Raw genomic sequence first — 12680 nt, forward strand, 5'->3', positions numbered from 1 at the left:
GAGGGAGAGTTCTGTATGCCCCCGATGTCCGTGAACGACAACGTCATCATCACCGCCGCCCTGACCGGCGCAGGTGACACGGTGCGCAAGAGCCCGCACGTGCCCGTGACGCCCGAGCAGATAGCCACCTCCGCGGTGGAGGCCGCCGAGGCGGGCGCCGCCGTCGTGCACATCCACGTCCGCGACCCCGAGACCGGTGATCCATCGCGCGACCCGCGCCTGTACCGCGAGGTCGTCGAGCGCATCAAGGAGACCGGTACCGACGTCGTCATCAACCTGACGGCAGGCATGGGCGGCGACCTCGTCATCGACCCCGTCGAGCCGCTGAAGGGCCTCGGCGAGCTGCCCGGCACCGACCTCGTCGGCGGCCTGGACCGCCTCCCGCACGTCGAGGACCTGCTGCCCGACATCTGCACCCTGGACTGCGGCTCCCTCAACTTCGGCGACAACCTCTACATCTCGACGCCCGACATGCTCCGCCAGGGCGCCAAGCGCATCCAGGAGCTGGGTGTCCGCCCGGAGCTGGAGATCTTCGACACCGGACAGCTGTGGTTCGCCAAGCAGCTCCTCGCCGAGGGCCTGCTCGACAACCCCACCGCCTTCCAGCTCTGCATGGGCATTCCGTGGGGCGCGCCCGCCGACCCGGGCGTCCTGCAGTCCATGGTCAACATGCTGCCCGAGGGTGCCCAGTGGGCCAGCTTCGCGCTCGGCCGCATGCAGATGCCGTGGGTCGCCCAGTCGATCCTGCTCGGCGGCCAGGTCCGCGTCGGCCTGGAGGACAACCTCTACCTCGGCAAGGGCAACAAGGTCACCAACGCCCAGCTCGTCGAGCGGGCCGTGCAGATCACGGAGAACCTCGGCTCGCGCGTGGCGACGCCCGACGAGGCCCGACAGAAGCTGGGCCTGAGGCCCCGGGGCTGAACCCCGCTCCCGAAGCCCCGAGTTCGATCCCCCCACGGAGGACAGCAGCATGACCACGACCAACCCTGAGGACGTCCGCCGCGTCGCCTGCATAGGCGCCGGTGTGATCGGCGGCGGCTGGGTCGCCCACTTCCTGGCCCGCGGCTACGACGTCACCGCCTGGGACCCCGCCCCCGACGCGGAGCACAAGCTGCGCCGCCTGGTCGAGGCCGCCTGGCCCGCGCTCACGCAGCTCGGCCTCGCCGATGGCGCGTCGCAGGACCGCCTCACCGTCGCCGCCACGCTCCAGGAGGCCGTCGCCGACGCCCAGTTCGTGCAGGAGAGCGCGCCGGAGAAGCTGGAGCTCAAGCGGAGCCTCCTCGCCGACATCGACGCCGCCGCGCCCGCCGGAGTCGTCGTCGCCTCCTCCACCTCCGGCTACCCGATGACCGACATGCAGACGGAGGCGGCCACTCCCGGACGCCTCGTGGTCGGACACCCCTTCAACCCGCCGTACCTCATCCCGCTGGTCGAGGTCGTCGGCGGCGAGCGCAGCGACGCCGACGCGGTCGCCTGGGCGTCCCGGTTCTACGAGGTCGCGGGCAAGTCCGTGATCACGATGAAGAGCGAGGTCCCCGGCTTCATCGCCAACCGCCTCCAGGAAGCCCTGTGGCGCGAGGCCCTGCACATGGTCGCCAACGGCGAGGCCACCGTCCAGGAGATCGACGACTCCATCACCGAGGGCCCCGGCCTGCGCTGGGCGTTCATGGGCCCCATGCTCACGTTCGCACTCGCGGGCGGCGAGGGCGGCATGGCGCACATGCTCGACCACTTCGGCCCCTCCCTGAAGTCGCCGTGGACGCGCCTGGAAGCCCCCGAGCTCGACAAGAAGCTGTACGACGCCGTGGTCGCCGGATGCGACGAGGAGGCGGCGGGCCGCACCATCGCCGACCTCGTCGCAGAGCGCGACCAGGGCGTCATCGACGTCCTGCGCGCCACCGGCCGGCTGAACGGGGGCAAGAAGTGACCGAGCCCCTTGCTCCGAAGCCGCTGCCGCTGCTCAGGCAGCGGGTCCGCCCCGAGTGGATCGACTACAACGGCCATATGAGCGAGGCCTTCTACGTCCTCGTCTTCGGGTACGCCACCGACGCCATGATGATCGAGACCGGCCTGCACGCGGGGTACCGCGAGTCCACCGGCTGCTCCCTCTACACGGTCGAGGCGCACGTCCGCTATCTGAACGACGTACCCGAAGGTGCCCATCTCGCCGTCCGCACCCGCCTGTTGGGCGCGGACGCCAAGAAGGCGCGCTTCACGCACGAGATGTACGTGGTCGACGCCGCCGGGGAAGGAGCCGTCGACCCGGCGGACGCCTCCCCGGTGGCGACGACGGAGCTGCTCGCCCTGCACGTCGACCGGAACGCGGGCCGCTCGGCACCCTTCCCCGACGCGATCCGCGAGCGCCTCGTCGCCCTGACGGAACCGGCCCCCGAGTGGGCGGGCCGCTCCATCGCCCAGGTGCCGAAGGCGAGTTGACGGACGGGGTGCCGGTGTCCGCTCGGCGGACACCGGCACCCCGCCATGACCGACAGGCGCTCTGGCATCACCGCTTCGGGCGACCTACCTTGGCAGCGGAGTACGCACTACTCGCGCCACGCGAGGCAGTATGCGCACCATACGAACGGCTTGTCATGCACGTGTCCATTTTGTCCCGGCAAGATGCACGAGGTGAGCCATGTTCCTCCGTCACAGACGTCCCCCGCGCGCTCGCAGGCGCCGCGGCCCGGCCCGTCGCGCCACCGTCGTCACCGCCGTCCTCGCCGCCCTGGCGGCCGCCGCCGTCGGCACGGCCCGGGCGACTCCCGATGACACCGGCCAGGCAGCCGAGGCTGACCAGTCCCGGCCGTCCCTGGTCAGCCCCATCGACCCGCAGAACTGGCGCAACCCCGACGACATGACCTGGAGCGAGTACCGCTCCGTGCCCGGCACCGACTGGGCCGATCCCGATGTCGAGCCCACCGACCGGACGTTCAAGGGTGCGCTGGTCCTCCTCGACTACCCCGACGAGGAGTTCACGGTCAGCCAGGCGCCCGGCTCGACCGTCTTCGGGAATCCACAGACGACCGCGTCGGGCGTCCCGCGCGACCGACTGCCCCAGTTCTACGAGGACTTTCTCAACAAGCCGGGCGCACTCAACCGCGGCCACACCATCAACGAGTACTGGATGGAGGACTCCGGCGGCCGCGTCGGCGTCGACCTGAAGGCCTTCGGCGTGTACCGCATGCCGTTCAAGTCCTTCCAGTACGGCATCGAGCCGACGACGATGAACCCCGGGGCCTGCCCGGCAGGCACCACCTGCGGCAAGAACATCCGCACCGACGGCAGGGCGGCCTGGATCGACCAGGTCGGCGAGGCCGAGGCGGCCAAGTACGACTTCGTCTTCTACCTCACCGCGGGCCAGGACGAGTCCTCCACCTGGCAGGAGTTCGGCCAGATGAAGTTCGGCTCCGAGCGCGATGTCCCGGCCACGTGGGGACCGCCCGCCCCCATCCCCACCGGCGGCAACGCCGCCGCCACCCGCTACGTCCCGTGGACCTCCTGGCAGTCCGCGGCCCGCATCTGGCCCAACGCGGTCACCGGCTCCTCCACCCAGGCCGAGAGCTCGGGCATGGGGGTGTACGCCCATGAGCTCAGCCACATCCTGGGCATCGGCGACAACTACAACAACCCCTACGGCAAGCCCCTGAGCCGCGCCTACACCGGCATCTGGAGCATGCTCTCGCGCGGCTCGTTCAACGGCCCCGGCGGGCCGCACACCCGCTGGAAGATCCCGGCCACCGAGGGCGGCTCGATGGGCTCCCAGCACATCCTGCGCGACAAGCTGAAACTCGGCATCGTCGACGAGAAGAACGTGCTGCGCCTGGACCGCGACGCGCTCAAGGACTCCGGCATGGTCGTCGCCAAGGTGACCGCCCGCGCCGCGCCGCCCGGCGCCAAGGGGCTGTCCGGCGTCAACATCGCCATGTCCCGCGACCTCTCGCCCACCTGCGACCGCGACACCGACCCGCTGTGCGACGGCGGCGGCTACCAGAACTACACCGTCGAGGTCGTGGACCGCATGGGCATGGACTCCTTCACGCCGGACAACGGCGTGCTGATCACCAAGACCAAGAACGAGGACCGCGCCCCGTTCGCCTGGGTGATCGACTCCCACCCCGAGGACATCGACATGGTGGACTTCACGCGCCCCGACGGTACGGAGCAGAAGATCACCATGGGCGACTACCGCCAGCTCAGCGACGCCCTCTTCCATGCGGGAGCGGACTCCGGCAGCTCCTACGAGTACGTGGACCGCGCCAACCGCCTGCACTTCTACGTCACCGACATCCACCGCACCCGCGCGGGCGTCCTTTCGTACACCATCGCCGTCAAGTCCCTCGACGGCGCGGGCCCGCAGCGCCGCGGGACGGCACTGCGCCGCGGTGAGGCGGAGGGCAACCCGGTCAAGGGACGCGCCAGTTGCACCTTCCCGCTGTCCAACACCGGCCGTGCGCTCGCCGATCCGCCGGGGGAGCACCCCGAGGACGCCGCGCGATACCTCGACTCCGACGTCTACCGGCTCTCCGCCAAGGCCTCGGGGCGCGGCTGGTCCGCCTGGCTGCCGAGCGAGCTGGCCACCGCAAGGGCGGGCTCCACGGTCGACGTGGACGTCGCCGTCGCCGCGAAGCCGGACGCCCGCCCGCGGGGCCACTTCACCCTCACCGCACGCTCGGTGAGCGACCCGAAGAAGGTCGCGACGGCCACCTGCACCGTCGCGAAGAAGGGCGGAAGTTCCTGAGAGTCGCTCCTCGGGGCCTCTTCCGGGAGTGCCCCGTGATTGCTGGGATCAGGAAAGGACGGACCGGACTTCCTTGCGTATGTGGCCACATGTCATCACGGCACGACCGATGTCGAATGTGCACCATGAACGAGGAAGGCAGTCGCGCACGGGCCACGTCGGGCGCCGGAGGCGCCGGACACCGTCCGGAACGCGCGGACGGGTCGCTGCACTTCTCCATGCCGTCGAACCGACGGACGCCCATGCTCATGGGTGCCGCGTTCTTCGCCCTGTTCTCGGGGGTGTCGATCGTGGTCCCGGGGCCGGTGGAGGGCAAGCGACTCACGCACGCACTCGCCACCGGAAGCCTGTCCGTCCTCCTGGTCCTCGCGTACTTCGTCTTCGCCCGGGACTTCACCACGGCGGACCCGCACGGCATCAGGATCCGCCGCCTGGGATTCCTGCGGAGGTCCTGGTCCTGGGCAGAGGTCCAGGACGTCTACGTCGAGCGGCGGGAATCGGTCGGGCGACGTGGCAGCAGCCGTGCGGTGATCGTCGTCCGGCGCGACGGACACAGGGCCAGGCTGACCGTGCCCGGCAGCGACGACACGACCAGCGCGCAGTTCTCGCTGGAGTCCTCCCAGCTCATCCAATACTGGCAGCGGCACACCGGCCGTCCTCCGCAGGCCTAGCGCTCCAGCTCCTTGTGCGCGGTCTCCGGCAGCCGCAGATACACCACCGACGAGGCGACGCACAGCACGGCCACGTACACGGGGAAGAGCCCGGGGGAGCCGATCTCCTTGAACAGGGTGCCCATGTACGGGGCCGTGCCGCCGAACAGGGCGACCGTCAGCGAGTACGGGAACCCGATCCCCGCGGCCCGCACCCGCGCGGGGAACACCTCCGCGTTCACGGCGGCCGAGATCGAGGTGAAGCCGGTGAGCAGCACCATGCCCGCGCACTGCACGAGCAGCAGCGAACCGAAGGAACCGGTCAGGGACTTGAGCAGCGGCACGCTCAGTACGGCGAACCCGATGCCGAAGAACAGCAGCAGCGGCCTGCGCCCGAACCGGTCGGAGAGCAGCCCGCCGACGGGCTGCAGCAGCGCGAAGAAAGCGAGTGAGATCGTCCCGGCGAGCAGCGCCTCGCTCTTGCCGATGTCGGTGTTCAGCTCGGCGTACGTCGGCAGGTACGACGTCCATGTGTAGTACGCGATGGTGCCGCCCGCGGTGATGCCGCAGATCAGCAGCGACTGGCGCGGATGGTGGCGCAGCGCGTCGAACAGGCCCGGCCGCTCGGCGGGTTCGGCGGGCGCGTCGTGCGTCTCGTACGCGCCCTGCCTGATCCAGAAGCCCACCAGGCTGAGCACCGCGCCGAGCAGGAACGGCAGCCGCCAGCCCCAGCCGTCCATCTGCCCGTCGGAGAGCGTGGCGACGAGCAGGGCCGCGATGCCGGACGCCGCGAGCTGGCCCGCGCTCGTGGAGACGTACTGGAAACTGGAGAAGAGGCCGCGCCGCCCGGGGCCCGCCGACTCCACGAGGAACGTCGTCGATGCGGCGAACTCCCCGCCCACGGACAGGCCTTGGAGCAGCCGCGCGCAGACGAGCACCACCGGCGCGAGCACGCCCACGGACGCGTAGGTCGGGGTGAGGCCGACCAGCAGGCTGCTGCCGCCCATCAGCAGGATCGTGACGGTCAGCGCGGCGCGTCGGCCGCGCCGGTCGGCGACCGCGCCCATGAGCAGTCCGCCGACGGGCCGCATGAAGAAGCCCACCGCGAAGACGGCGAACGTGGAGAGCAGCGGCACCAGGGAGTTGCCCGACCCCTTGGGGAAGACCTGGTCGGCGATGTACGTGGCGAGGAAGGTGTACGCGTACCAGTCGTACCACTCCACGGCGTTGCCGACCGACGCGGCGAGCAACTGCCGTATCGGGCGCCGCGCGTGGGCGGGTGCGGTGTCGGTCACCTGCTGGTCGTGCTGTGTCATGATCACGACTTTCCCCCACTCGGCGGCGCCCCACACGTACCGTCCGTCAGCCGGACACCGGCCCCGCCGTCAGCCCGTCGTCGGCTTGTAGGCGTACACGGCCGTCGTCACCAGGCACGGCGCCGGCGGCACCACCTCGACGCGCAGGGTGCGGCGCGCGGAGTCGTAGTCGACGCCCTCCGTCTCGAAGGTGCCCGAGCAGATGCTGCGCTGCGGTGCGGCGAAGAGGCTGGAGACGCGGCCCGTCACCGGCCTGCCGTCCAGCGGGCGCTCCAGGTCGACCTGGAGGACCGGGCGGTCCACGGGGAACAGCTCCTTGGACGCGTCGTTGGAGGCGCACACCAGGCGCGTGTCCGAGACGAAGTCGCAGCCCTGGATGTCCCGCACGGGCTTGTCGAGGGAGATCTGCCCGGCCTGGGGGAGCGCGCCCCCGGTCGGCGGGGTCGAGGAATTGAGCAGCGGGGCGGGGAAGACCTGGAGGCGGCTCTGGTCGCCCCACTCGCCCGAGACCAGCCACCGCGCGTCGGGCGAGACGGCGGCGAAGGAGTTGTTGAGCTTCTCGCCCGCGTCGAGCGCGTGCTCGTAGAGGTAGCGCTGCCCGCCCGGCGTGGTGACCGCGAACATCTTCGACTTCGCGTCGTCGCCGCCCTGGTAGGCGTCGAAGGTGTGGCCGTTCGCGATGTCGGGGTCGCCTATGTGCCCCCAGCCCTTGACGCGCAGATCGAGGGGTATGGAACCGAGCCCTCGGTACAGGAGGCTGCCGTCCGCGCGGCCGGCCAGGCCCTGGCTGCCCGTGAGGGAGTTGACGTGTGAGGTGCCGGACTCCTGCCAGCCGCCGGGCGATGTGGGCGCGGCCGATGCCGTGCCGCCCGTGATCACCGCCAGGGCGACGGCGCCGAGCAGGGCGGTTGGGGTCTTCAGTGATCTTTTCGGGCTCATCGCTTCGCGTTCCTCCGTGGGGGGTCGGGTCGCTGCGGCGCCATCGTACGTAACGTGAGGGCAGCCGATACGTGTTCTGACAGAAGGTGGTTGAGGCGTGAAGCTGGTCATTCTCGGCGGCGGTGGATTCCGCGTCCCGCTCGTGTACCGGGCGCTGCTCGGCGACCACGCGGAGGGCCGCGTCACCGACGTCGTCCTGCACGACCTGGACGCGGCACGGCTCGGCGCCGTCGCCCGTGTCCTCGCCGAACAGGCCGCCGGAGTGCCGGACGCGCCCGCCGTCACCGCCACCACCGACCTCGACGAGGCGCTGCGCGGCGCCGACTTCGTGTTCTCCGCGATCCGCGTCGGCGGCCTGGAGGGGCGCGCCGCCGACGAGCGCGTCGCCCTCGCCGAGGACGTCCTCGGCCAGGAGACGGTCGGCGCGGGCGGCATCGCGTACGGCCTGCGCACGGTGCCCGTCGCGGTGGACATCGCGCGCCGCGTCGCCCGGCTCGCCCCGGACGCCTGGGTCATCAACTTCACCAACCCCGCGGGCCTGGTCACCGAAGCCATGGCCCGCCACCTCGGCGAGCGCGTCATCGGCATCTGCGACTCGCCCGTGGGCCTCGGCCGCCGGGTCGCGCGGGTGCTCGGCGGCAACCCGGACGAGGCATTCATCGACTACATCGGGCTCAACCACCTCGGCTGGCTGCGCGGTCTGCGCATCGCGGGCCGCGACGAACTGCCGCGCCTGCTCGCCGACCCCGCGCTCCTCGGCTCCTTCGAGGAGGGCAGGCTCTTCGGCACGGAGTGGCTCCAGTCACTCGGCGCGATCCCCAACGAATACCTGCATTACTACTACTTCAACCGCGAGGCGGTGCGCGCCTACCAGGAGGCCGAGCAGACCCGCGGTGCCTTCCTCCGCGACCAACAGGCCCGTTTCTACGCGGAGATGGACCGCGCGGACGCCCCCGCGCTCAAGACCTGGGACGCCACCCGGGCCGAGCGCGAGGCGACGTACATGGCGGAGAACAGGGAAGCGGCGGGCGTGGGGGAGCGCGCCGAGGAGGACCTGGAGTCCGGCGGGTACGAACAGGTCGCCCTCGCCCTGATGCGGGCCGTCGCGCGGAACGAACGGGCCACGCTGATCCTCAACGTCCGCAACGGCACGACGCTTTCCGCCCTGGACGCCGACGCCGTCATCGAGGTGCCGTGCTCCGTCGACGCCAACGGCGCCCACCCCATGGCGGTGGCGCCGCTGCCCGGCCACGCCACCGGGCTGGTGTGCGCGGTCAAGGCAGTGGAGCGCGAGGTGCTCGCCGCGGCGGACAGCGGCTCCCTGGCCACCGCCGTCAAGGCGTTCGCGCTGCATCCGCTGGTCGACTCGGTGACGGTGGCGCGGCGCCTCGTGGCCGGTTACCGCGAGGCACACCCCGGGCTCGCCTACCTGGGCCGCGGGTAGCGGGCCCGGCCTGACATGATCATGGGATGAGCCCCGTCGTCTCCATCGGAGCAGCCGCCCGCCGCCCCTGCACCCTCGTCGTCTGCCGGGGGTGCTGCTGCGGCGACGCCCGCAAGAACCCCGGCATCGACCACGCCTGGCAGCTGGAGCGGATGCGCGCCGCGGCAGCGGCCTCGCGCGGACGCTTCGCGGTGCGTACGAGCGACTGCCTCGGGCCGTGCGGCCAGGCGAACATCGTGGTCGTCCAGCCGTCCCCCGAGGGCCGCAGGCGCGGCGGCCGCGCCTCCTGGGTCGGCTTCGTCACGGACGACGCCTCGCTGGACGGGATACTCGCCTGGGCGGAGGCGGGTGGTCCGGGGATCGCGAAGCCGCCGTCGGCGCTGGAGCTTCAGATGGTGGATCCCCGGACGGTCTGAGCCGGGCTCCGGGCAAGCGGTCAGCCTGCGAGTACCTGGTCCAGGAAGCCGTTCAGGTTCTCCACGGTCCTCGCGTTCTGCTCCTCCAGCGTCAGGCTCTCCTCGAAGCGACGGGCGAGCGCCGTCGTCTTCTTCCCGCGCACATAGAGGGAACAGGCCAGATCCGCGCAGATGTACAGACCGACCGAGTTGCCCTGCCGCCCAGCCGCCCCCGCCTTCGGCGCCACGAGGAGCGTGATGCCGGAGCCGGACTGCGGCGTGACGCAGACCGAGCAGATGCTGGACTTCAGCAGGCTCTTGCGCGCCCCCGTCGAGGCGCGCAGGGCGATGCCCACGGGCTCGTCGTCGCGCCACGTCACCACATAGCCACGGTCGGGCGCCTTGGGGTCCCGCCAGCCGAGGAAGTCCAGGTCGGACCAGGGGGTGTCGGCGAACCCCGCAGGGAGGGTGAGTCTGCGGGCCTCGCCCTTCGAACAGTTCACAAAGGACGCGCGGATCTCGTTCTCACTGACGGGCTTCATGATCCGGAAGGTACCAACGCGCCGGTCGAACCGTCGTGTCATTTTTCCCCGACGGCCACCCCTCCCGGCACGCGCGCGGCACGGAACTCGGTGGTGCGCCGCAGCCGGAAGCCCAGCGACTCGTAGAGGCGGATGGCGTTGGTGTTCCGCGCCGAGGTGTGCAGGAACGGGACCTCGCCCCGGGCCCTGACGTCGTGCGCGACCGCGAGGACGAGCCGCGTCGCGAGGCCGTGGCCGCGGTACGCCGCGTCGGTGCAGACCGCGCTGATCTCCGTGAACCCCGGCGGGCGCAGCCGCTCCCCGGCCATCGCGACCAGGGCGCCTTCCCTGCGGATGCCCAGATATGTGCCGAGCTCGACGGTGCGGGGCAGGAAAGGACCCGGTTGCGTGCGCTCGACCAGGTCCAGCATCTCCGGCACGTCGGCGGCACCGAGCCGCACGGCCTCGGCGTCGGGCGCGGCGGCGACCCCGTCGTCCACGAGCTGTACGCCGGGCATCTCGAAGGTCAGCTCCCAGCCGTCGGGCGGATCCAGCGTCACGCCGGGCAGCGGCACCTCGGCCCCGGGCCCGGCGAGCGCCGCCAGGTCCGCCCAGTCGGCATCGGTGACGTCATCGGGCAGCGCAAGCCAGGGCGACACATCAAGCGGATACCGCGCCACGCGCCCTCGCCATTCGGCGAAGTGCGCGTGCGGGCCGGTGAGGGCGGCGTAGGCGGGGTTGTCGAGGGGGTGCGAGGCGCTGACGGCGCGCGCGGAGCCGACCCGTCGACCGCCTTTGCTCCCCACGCTGCCGCCGACGGATCCTTTCGCGTCCGCCGTATCCCGCGCGACATCCGCCACGTCTGCGACATCTGCCGCGTCTGCGACCTGGGCTGTGTTTGCGACGTGTTCCGTGTGTGCGACCTGGGCTGTGTTTGCGACGTGTTCCGTGTGTGCGACCTGGGCTGTGTTTGCGACGTGTTCCGTGTGTGCGACCTGGGCCGTGTCTGCGACGTGTTCCGTGTCCGCGATCTGCGCCGTGCCCCCGACCTCCGCCGCGCTGAGCCCCGTCCCGGGGCCTGCGCCGCCGCTCCTGGGTCCTGCCGCGGTCGGGGCCGGTCGGGGCGTGGTCGCCGTGTCCACCGTTGCCCCGGATCCCAGGGCGTCCACCGCGACCGTGCCCCCTGCCGTGCACCGCCGGCTTCCGGGCGCCGTGCCCTCGCTCACGGGGTCACCTCGATCACGATCTTGCCGCGTGCGTGGCCGGTCTCCACCGCGCGCAGCGCCTCGTCCGCGCGGTCCAGGGGGTACGTCGCCGTCACGTGCGGGCGCAGCACGCCCGCCACGGCGAGCAGTGCCACCTCGTCCAGGACCGCGGCCGTGCGGGCGCGGGCGACCGGGGCGCCGCCCAGTTCGGCCACGGTCTCCTTGGCGGCCGCAGTGATCAGCTTCTTTCGGTCGGTCAGGAGCTCCGCGACCTCCGCCAGGCCCGCGCCGCCGACCAGGTCGAAGACCGCGTCGATACGTCCTCCCGGCACCGCCTCGCGTATGCGCTCGGCAAGGCGCGGCCCGCGCGCCACATGGATCGCGCCGAGCGACTCGACGAACTCCTTCTTGCCCTCGCTCGCCGTGCCCACCACGCGCAGCCCGAAGTGCACGGCGATCTGCGTCGCGGCCACCCCGACACCGCCACCGGCCCCGGTGATCAGGAGCGTCGAACCGGTGGGCAGATCCAGCTGACGCACCCCGTCGTACGCGGTAGCCGCCGCGACCGGCAGCGCGGCCGCGTCCGTGAAGGAGAGCGCGTCCGGCTTGTGCGCGGCGATGTCGGCGGGGACCAGCGTGACCTCCGTGTATCCGCCCGTGACCGGGTTGCCGAACACCGGGTCGCCGACCGCGAACCCCTCGACGCCGGGCCCGACCGCCTTCACGACACCCGCGACCTCGCTGCCCAGGGCCTCAGGGCCGACCAGCGGTCCCTGCCCGGGGCGCCGCTTGCCCGCCCGGAGCTTCCAGTCGACCGGGTTGACGCCCGCCGCGCGCACCGCGACGAGCAGCTGTCCCGGGCCCGGCTCCGGTTCGGGGAGGTCGAGGAAGGTTTCCACCTCGGGACCGCCGTGTTCGGTGAATGCGTAGGCCTTGGGCATGGTGCTCCCTCACGTTCGGATCGGTCGACTTCCTCGGCCGACTTCTTCGGTCGATTTCCTCCAAGGATGACGAGCAAGATCGCTCGGCTATTCCCGGCCCGGCGCAGCGTTCACGAGGTCGCAACGCGGGTGACGACGCGCTCAGGGCACGTTCATGGGTCCGCAATCCACAGAAATCGAACGAGTCGAAAACTTTGCGCCGACGACCCCTTGACCTTCGCCGTTCAACCAATCAACACTCAGGCCCCGTATCCCCGCACTGGAGCGGATGACGCGTTCGGGTCTTGGCGTCGCCGACCAGTCAGGCATGCCCAAGAGCCGCGTTCCGGAGGTCATTTCGCCATGCCCGCCAGCACTCGACGTGAACTTCTGAAGCAACTGGGCGGCGCCGCAGCCGCCTTCGCCTTCGTGGCCGCCGCAGGCCCGCTCGCCACCGAGGCCCCCGCGGCGGCAGCCCCCCACCAAGGCCACGCCCACGACAGCCACCCCCACCAAAGCCACGCCCCGCGTCCGTAAGCTCCTCGCCCGCCT

At 71.4% G+C, this 12680-nt stretch carries 13 protein-coding genes; 8 read left to right on the forward strand and 5 right to left on the reverse strand.

Translation table 11 applies throughout. From position 1 onward, the window contains the following. Nucleotides 1-24 precede the first annotated feature (24 nt). The 5 genes from AB0B50_RS05900 to AB0B50_RS05920 all read left to right on the forward strand — a co-directional run bounded on the left by AB0B50_RS05900 (nt 25) and on the right by AB0B50_RS05920 (nt 5409). On the forward strand, nt 25-921 hold the full coding sequence (locus AB0B50_RS05900; protein ID WP_362326856.1) for a 3-keto-5-aminohexanoate cleavage protein: 897 nt from the start codon (nt 25-27) through the stop codon (nt 919-921). A 49-nt stretch (nt 922-970) separates the two neighbouring features. Further along, nucleotides 971-1927, forward strand: a complete 957-nt coding sequence (locus AB0B50_RS05905; RefSeq protein WP_362326197.1) for a 3-hydroxyacyl-CoA dehydrogenase NAD-binding domain-containing protein — start codon at nt 971-973, stop codon at nt 1925-1927. After that, on the forward strand, nt 1924-2436 hold the full coding sequence (locus AB0B50_RS05910) for a thioesterase family protein (protein ID WP_362326200.1): 513 nt from the start codon (nt 1924-1926) through the stop codon (nt 2434-2436). Before AB0B50_RS05905 ends, AB0B50_RS05910 begins: the two co-directional genes overlap by 4 nt. Nucleotides 2437-2635: 199 nt before the next feature. Next, nucleotides 2636-4738, forward strand: coding sequence for a M6 family metalloprotease domain-containing protein (locus tag AB0B50_RS05915; RefSeq protein WP_362326203.1), 2103 nt, complete (start codon nt 2636-2638; stop codon nt 4736-4738). Between the two features lie 125 nt (nt 4739-4863). Further along, nucleotides 4864-5409, forward strand: a complete 546-nt coding sequence (locus AB0B50_RS05920; RefSeq protein ID WP_362326206.1) for a hypothetical protein — start codon at nt 4864-4866, stop codon at nt 5407-5409. Here the strand turns inward: AB0B50_RS05920 and AB0B50_RS05925 are convergent. Beyond that, nucleotides 5406-6704 carry an MFS transporter gene (locus AB0B50_RS05925; RefSeq protein WP_362326209.1) on the reverse strand — a complete coding sequence of 433 codons (1299 nt, stop codon included), beginning with the start codon at nt 6702-6704 and terminating at the stop codon, nt 5406-5408. The genes AB0B50_RS05920 and AB0B50_RS05925 overlap by 4 nt on opposite strands. Nucleotides 6705-6773: 69 nt before the next feature. After that, nucleotides 6774-7643 carry a hypothetical protein gene (locus tag AB0B50_RS05930; protein ID WP_362326212.1) on the reverse strand — a complete coding sequence of 290 codons (870 nt, stop codon included), beginning with the start codon at nt 7641-7643 and terminating at the stop codon, nt 6774-6776. A gap of 97 nt (nt 7644-7740) precedes the next feature. Here AB0B50_RS05930 and AB0B50_RS05935 point away from each other — a divergent pair, with 97 nt between their 5' ends. Both AB0B50_RS05935 and AB0B50_RS05940 read left to right on the forward strand, forming a co-directional pair. Beyond that, nucleotides 7741-9087, forward strand: a complete 1347-nt coding sequence (locus AB0B50_RS05935) for a 6-phospho-beta-glucosidase (protein WP_362326215.1) — start codon at nt 7741-7743, stop codon at nt 9085-9087. Between the two features lie 26 nt (nt 9088-9113). Continuing rightward, nucleotides 9114-9503, forward strand: a complete 390-nt coding sequence (locus AB0B50_RS05940; protein WP_362326218.1) for a (2Fe-2S) ferredoxin domain-containing protein — start codon at nt 9114-9116, stop codon at nt 9501-9503. A 20-nt stretch (nt 9504-9523) separates the two neighbouring features. Here AB0B50_RS05940 and AB0B50_RS05945 read toward each other — a convergent pair whose 3' ends face one another. From AB0B50_RS05945 to AB0B50_RS05955, 3 genes are all read right to left on the reverse strand, one after another. Beyond that, a complete protein-coding gene (locus AB0B50_RS05945) occupies nt 9524-10024 on the reverse strand; it encodes an FBP domain-containing protein (protein ID WP_362326221.1) in 501 nt (166 codons plus the stop codon). A 38-nt stretch (nt 10025-10062) separates the two neighbouring features. Further along, nucleotides 10063-10809 (reverse strand): GNAT family N-acetyltransferase, encoded by a 747-nt coding sequence (locus tag AB0B50_RS05950; protein ID WP_362326224.1) that lies wholly within the window; start codon nt 10807-10809, stop codon nt 10063-10065. Between the two features lie 416 nt (nt 10810-11225). Next, complete coding sequence (locus AB0B50_RS05955; RefSeq protein WP_362326227.1) at nt 11226-12149, reverse strand: NADP-dependent oxidoreductase; 924 nt, start codon at nt 12147-12149, stop codon at nt 11226-11228. A gap of 342 nt (nt 12150-12491) precedes the next feature. Between AB0B50_RS05955 and AB0B50_RS05960 the strand changes: the two genes are divergently transcribed. After that, nucleotides 12492-12665 (forward strand): hypothetical protein, encoded by a 174-nt coding sequence (locus tag AB0B50_RS05960; RefSeq protein ID WP_362326230.1) that lies wholly within the window; start codon nt 12492-12494, stop codon nt 12663-12665. Nucleotides 12666-12680: the final 15 nt, after the last annotated feature.

The sequence above is a fragment of the Streptomyces sp. NPDC041068 genome (assembly GCF_040647455.1).
In the GTDB taxonomy this organism is placed as follows: Bacteria; Actinomycetota; Actinomycetes; order Streptomycetales; family Streptomycetaceae; genus Streptomyces.

Excerpts from the sequence above, each read along its gene's own strand:
- AB0B50_RS05900 (WP_362326856.1), top strand. The coding sequence starts at position 25 with ATGTCCGTGAACGACAACGTCATCATCACCGCCGCCCTGACCGGCGCA.
- AB0B50_RS05905 (WP_362326197.1), top strand. The coding sequence starts at position 971 with ATGACCACGACCAACCCTGAGGACGTCCGCCGCGTCGCCTGCATAGGC.
- AB0B50_RS05915 (WP_362326203.1), top strand. The coding sequence starts at position 2,636 with ATGTTCCTCCGTCACAGACGTCCCCCGCGCGCTCGCAGGCGCCGCGGC.
- AB0B50_RS05920 (WP_362326206.1), top strand. The coding sequence starts at position 4,864 with ATGAACGAGGAAGGCAGTCGCGCACGGGCCACGTCGGGCGCCGGAGGC.
- AB0B50_RS05925 (WP_362326209.1), bottom strand. The coding sequence starts at position 6,704 with ATGACACAGCACGACCAGCAGGTGACCGACACCGCACCCGCCCACGCG.
- AB0B50_RS05930 (WP_362326212.1), bottom strand. The coding sequence starts at position 7,643 with ATGAGCCCGAAAAGATCACTGAAGACCCCAACCGCCCTGCTCGGCGCC.
- AB0B50_RS05940 (WP_362326218.1), top strand. The coding sequence starts at position 9,114 with ATGAGCCCCGTCGTCTCCATCGGAGCAGCCGCCCGCCGCCCCTGCACC.
- AB0B50_RS05945 (WP_362326221.1), bottom strand. The coding sequence starts at position 10,024 with ATGAAGCCCGTCAGTGAGAACGAGATCCGCGCGTCCTTTGTGAACTGT.
- AB0B50_RS05955 (WP_362326227.1), bottom strand. The coding sequence starts at position 12,149 with ATGCCCAAGGCCTACGCATTCACCGAACACGGCGGTCCCGAGGTGGAA.
- AB0B50_RS05960 (WP_362326230.1), top strand. The coding sequence starts at position 12,492 with ATGCCCGCCAGCACTCGACGTGAACTTCTGAAGCAACTGGGCGGCGCC.